The sequence below is a fragment of the Flavobacterium sp. genome (assembly GCF_049318185.1).
Lineage (GTDB): Bacteria > Bacteroidota > Bacteroidia > Flavobacteriales > Flavobacteriaceae > Flavobacterium.
Window position 1 is genome coordinate 1 of the sequence record NZ_JBMOGV010000130.1, and the last position, 4,828, is coordinate 4,828.

The following is a 4,828-nucleotide window of genomic DNA, read 5'->3' on the forward strand; positions in this document are numbered from 1 at the left end:
CCGTAGCCTGGAAATTGATGAATCCAATTGTAGGTTGGTAAATCGTTCATCATCCAATGTTTATATCCCCAATGATTGGTAACATAATCCATAATGTTTTTCATACCTCGTTTGTGCAATTCTGAACTCAAACTAACATAATCTTCATTGCTTCCAAAACGAGAATCTATTTTGTAAACATCTGATTGCCCATAACCATGATAGGAACCCTCTTTGTCATTATCTTCACAAAGTGGCGTTGGCCAAACCGCAGTTGCTCCAAGATTTTTTATATAATCTAAATTCTTTATAATTCCTTCAATATCCCCACCATGACGACCATCTATTTTATTTCTATCTGCTTTTTCATTGGTTTCTTTAGTACTGTCGTTGTTAGGATTTCCGTTTGCAAATCGATCGGACATTATAAGATAAATCAAATCGGAACTATCGTAACTTTTGCGTAAGCGAGAATTTTCTTTTCTTGCTTTAAGTGAATAATTTTGTTTAAACGATTTATTTTTATTTTTGAAAATGAAAACAAAATCTTGAGCCGCTGCATTTTTAGTGTCGATGGTTATAAAAACATAGTTTGGATTTTCAGTTTTCTGTACCTCTTTGATAATAAGTCCTTTGGAAACGGATACTTCATTTTGAGCAATGTTTTTTCCATAGAACATAACTTGAACATCAGAAAGGTTCATGTCGCTATACCAAAAAGGTGGTTCTATTTTGTCAATTTGAGCAAATGATATTGTAGTTATTAGTAAAAAGAAAAAGATTTTTTTCACATTTTTTGTCTTTAAAATTTGAGTTAAGTTAAACTATAATCAAACCATAAGGCTCCACTATAATTTCTTTCCCATTAACAATAACGTTAATTTGTTTATCACCTTCATGAGAGAAAGAGGTTTGTTTTTGGTTAACCGCTACTTTTATAATTTGATTTCTGAAATTTATTTTAAAAGAATACCCTTCCCACTCTTTTGGAATTTTAGGTTCAAAATGTAAGGTGTCATTTTTAACTCTCATTCCACCAAAACCTTCTACAATGCTCATCCAGGTTCCAGCCATAGAGGTAATGTGGCAACCTTCTTCCACCTCTTTATTATAATCGTCTAAATCCAAACGAGAGGTTCTTAAATAGAAGGTATAAGCTTGATCCATTCTTCCTAGAGTTGCTGCCTGAATAGAGTGAACGCAGGGTGAAAGAGAACTTTCATGTACTGTAAATGGTTCGTAAAAATCGAAATGTTTCTCTAATTGTTCTTTAGTAAAATCATCTTCAAAGAAATAAAAGCCTTGTAAAGTATCGGCTTGTTTGATATATGGAGAACGCAAAATTCTGTCCCAAGACCATTTTTGGTTTATAGGGCGTTGTGATTTATCTAAATCGTTTACTTTAATTAATTCTTTATCTAAGAATCCGTCTTGTTGCAAATATACTTCATGTTCTTCTGAATAAGGGAAATACATATTATCAGCAACTGCTTTCCAATTAGTTATTTCGGCTTTATTTAAATGCACCTTATTCATTATTCGAGTAAAATCGGAAGTATATTCTTTTTCTATTTTATCAATTTGTTCTATTGCATAATTAATACTCCATTTCGCTAAATAATTAGTGTAGAAATTATTATTTACGTTATTTTCATATTCGTTAGGCCCCGTCACGCCTAGAATTACATATTGATTTCTGTAAGTAGAGTAAGTGGCTCTTTGTTGCCAAAAACGCGCAATTGCAATTAGAACTTCCAACCCTTTTTCTGGAATATACGAATAGTCACCTGTATAGCGATAATAATTGAAAATGGCAAAGGCAATCGCTCCATTTCTATGAATTTCTTCAAAAGTTATTTCCCATTCATTATGGCATTCTTCACCATTCATAGTGACCATTGGATATAAAGCAGCGCCATTTTTCAAGCCTAATTTGGCTGCATTTTCAATGGCTTTATCCAATTGATTATAGCGATAAGTCAATAAGTTTCTTGCTACTTGTTGGTCTTTGGTTGCCATATAAAACGGGATGCAATAGGCTTCAGTATCCCAATAAGTTGAACCACCATATTTTTCGCCAGTGAATCCTTTAGGGCCAATATTCAATCGGGAATCTTTTCCTAAATAAGTTTGATTCAATTGGAAAATATTGAAACGTATTCCTTGTTGCGCTTTTACATCGCCATCAATGGTAATATCACTCATTTCCCAAATTTTTGCCCAAGCAAGTTTTTGGTCTTCAGCCAATTTTGAGTAGCCAATTTCAAGACCTTTAGCTATTACTTTTTTAGCAGCAGCGATGGTGTCTTGATGGTTTAATGAAACCGTATATCCACCAAGTTTTTGAATTGCACTAGTTTTTCCTTTTGCAACCGCAACTTCATAAGTGAGTTGAATTCTATCTGAAGTTTTTACAACTTCTGATGGAGTACAATTAAGATTATTCCCTTCTAGCAAAATTGTATTTTGCATAAAAGTAGTTGCTATGAAATTCGTTTTAAAAGTTCTTGCAGTTACAAAAGCTTCATTTTTAGAGTGATTTACATCTAATGGTTCCCAGAATTTTTCTTCCCAGTTAGCATCTTCGTTTTGAACTCCAGCATCTAGATAGGGTTGGTAAGTAATTTTAGCATCCCCATTTAATGGTACAATCTCAAAATTAATGATACCCAATTCATCTAAATCTAAAGAAAGAAAGCGGGTAATTTTAGCCGCAATTTTTGTTCCGTTTTGTAAAGTTGCTTCAAAAGAACGGTAGTAAATACCTTCTTTCATATTTAACTCTCTACGGAAATTTGCCACCGATATGCATTTAGCTAAATCTAAGCTTTCGCCATTGATTTCGATATTGATACCGATCCAATTTGGAGCATTCAACACTTTTGCAAAATATTCTGGATAGCCATTTTTCCACCAACCCACTTTAGTTTTGTCTGGATAGTAAATTCCGGCAATGTAGCTTCCTTGAAATGTTTCGCCTGTATAGGTTTCTTCAAAATTGGCACGTTGCCCCATGGCTCCGTTTCCAATACTGAATAAACTTTCTGACGATTTTACTCTTTCTTTATCAAAACTTTCTTCAATTATCGACCAATTATCTGGTTTTATATAATCTTGATTCATTATTTATTATTTTATAAAAAGGCTTTCAAGCAAAATTCAGCTTGAAAAATTGTAACTAATTTTAATTTATTAAAGTATCTAAAAAGGCTTCATCAATAAATGTGAAATCTTTAAATAGATGTTTTGCTTCATGTAAAGTAGCAGCATCTCCAATACCGATACTAACCATATTGGCAGTATTTGCAGCCTGAATACCCGCAACAGAATCTTCAAAAACGATTGAATTTTCGTTTGTTGCATTCAGTTTTTTTGCGGCTTGAAGAAATACTTCCGGATCTGGTTTTGCATTCGAAACATCGTTACCATCTACTATTGCATCAAAAAGAGGCATAACGCCAGTTTTTTCAAGTATAGGACGCGCATTTTTACTTGCTGACCCTAAAGCTATAAGTTGATTTTTGTTTTTTAAATAATGCAAAACAGGCAATACCCCTGGAAGAATTTCACTTTCGTCAATATTTACTAAATACGACAAGTACTCTTCATTTTTTTGAATAAGCCATTTGTCTTTTTCCTCTTGAGATGCTTGGATATTTCCAAGTTCTAGAATGATATCCAACGATCGAACGCGGCTAACTCCTTTTAATTGTTCGTTATGTTCGGGTGTAAATTCGATTCCGAGTTCTTGGGATAATTTCTGCCAAGCCAAAAAATGGTATCTGGCAGTATCCACAATTACTCCGTCAAGATCGAAAATAAATGCTTTTTTGATTGTCATTTTGATTTTTTTAACCTGAAATTGCGTTTTTATCTGTAATAAAGAAATTACATAAGCCTGCAATAATTAATGAAACACCTGCTAAAAGCATAGCATTGATGTGTGCTTCTCCAATTAATTTATATAGAAAATTAATCCCTCCTAGGGCTGCCATAATTTGCGGAATAACAATAAACATATTGAATAGCCCCATCATCATACCCATTTTATTTGGATTTACAGAGCTGGATAACATTGCGTATGGCATGGATAGGATACTTCCCCAAGAAAAACCTATTAATATAAAGGAATACATTAAAGTTGAAGGTGTTGCATAAAACATATAAATAAAACCTAAACCACCAAGTATCAATGATACCATGTGTATATATTTTCTATTTATTTTGTTTTTCATTGTGTAAAAAGTAAGTAATAATGCAAAAGCCATTGAGGACAATCCGTAAACTCCTGTTGCTGAACCCACCAAATCGGCTGCATCATTATAAACTTTATCTTTAGATTCGTATTCTATTTTTTTGTCAGTATTGAGATAAATAACTTCTTTTTTGTCATTTTTTAATGCATTACCTTCTTTATCTAATTGAGCATATTCTTTTACATCTGGTTTAGGTGAATTAAAAACATGCTCAGTTAAAGCAGGCATTGATAAACTCCACATTGTAAAAAAAGCAAACCAACTGAAAAATTGAATTAATCCAAGTTTTTTCATCGTTGAAGGCATTTCTTTAAGACTTAATATCAAATCTGTTAAAAAACGGGATTCTTTTTTTTCTGATTTAAATTTCTCTAAATCTGAAGGCGGATCTTCTTTAGTTGTTACTATAGTGAATAATATACTTGCAAAAAACACAAATGCACCCACTGAAAACGCTACAACAACCGATGGAGGAATTACACCAGCTGCAGCTTCATTAGAAACGCCAAATTTAGTTACAAGCCAGGGTAAATTACTTGCAATCCAAGTTCCAATTCCTATAATTAGGGTTTGAATAACAAAACCATTCGACC

4 protein-coding genes are annotated in these 4,828 nt (G+C 32.9%); all 4 read right to left on the bottom strand.

All coding sequences use genetic code 11. The annotated features are described in order from the left end of the window. Positions 1-770 (bottom strand): alpha-amylase family glycosyl hydrolase (locus tag ACOYLT_RS10025; RefSeq protein ID WP_422853717.1); only part of this gene is annotated, 770 nt, incomplete at its 3' end. 28 nt (positions 771-798) lie between these two features. Then, positions 799-3,102, bottom strand: a complete 2,304-nt coding sequence (locus ACOYLT_RS10030) for a glycoside hydrolase family 65 protein (protein WP_422853718.1) — start codon at positions 3,100-3,102, stop codon at positions 799-801. Between the two features lie 61 nt (positions 3,103-3,163). Beyond that, a complete protein-coding gene (gene pgmB, locus ACOYLT_RS10035; RefSeq protein WP_422853719.1) occupies positions 3,164-3,820 on the bottom strand; it encodes a beta-phosphoglucomutase in 657 nt (218 codons plus the stop codon). Between the two features lie 10 nt (positions 3,821-3,830). Beyond that, the coding region (locus ACOYLT_RS10040) for an MFS transporter (RefSeq protein WP_422853720.1) at positions 3,831-4,828 on the bottom strand (998 nt) is incomplete at its 5' end.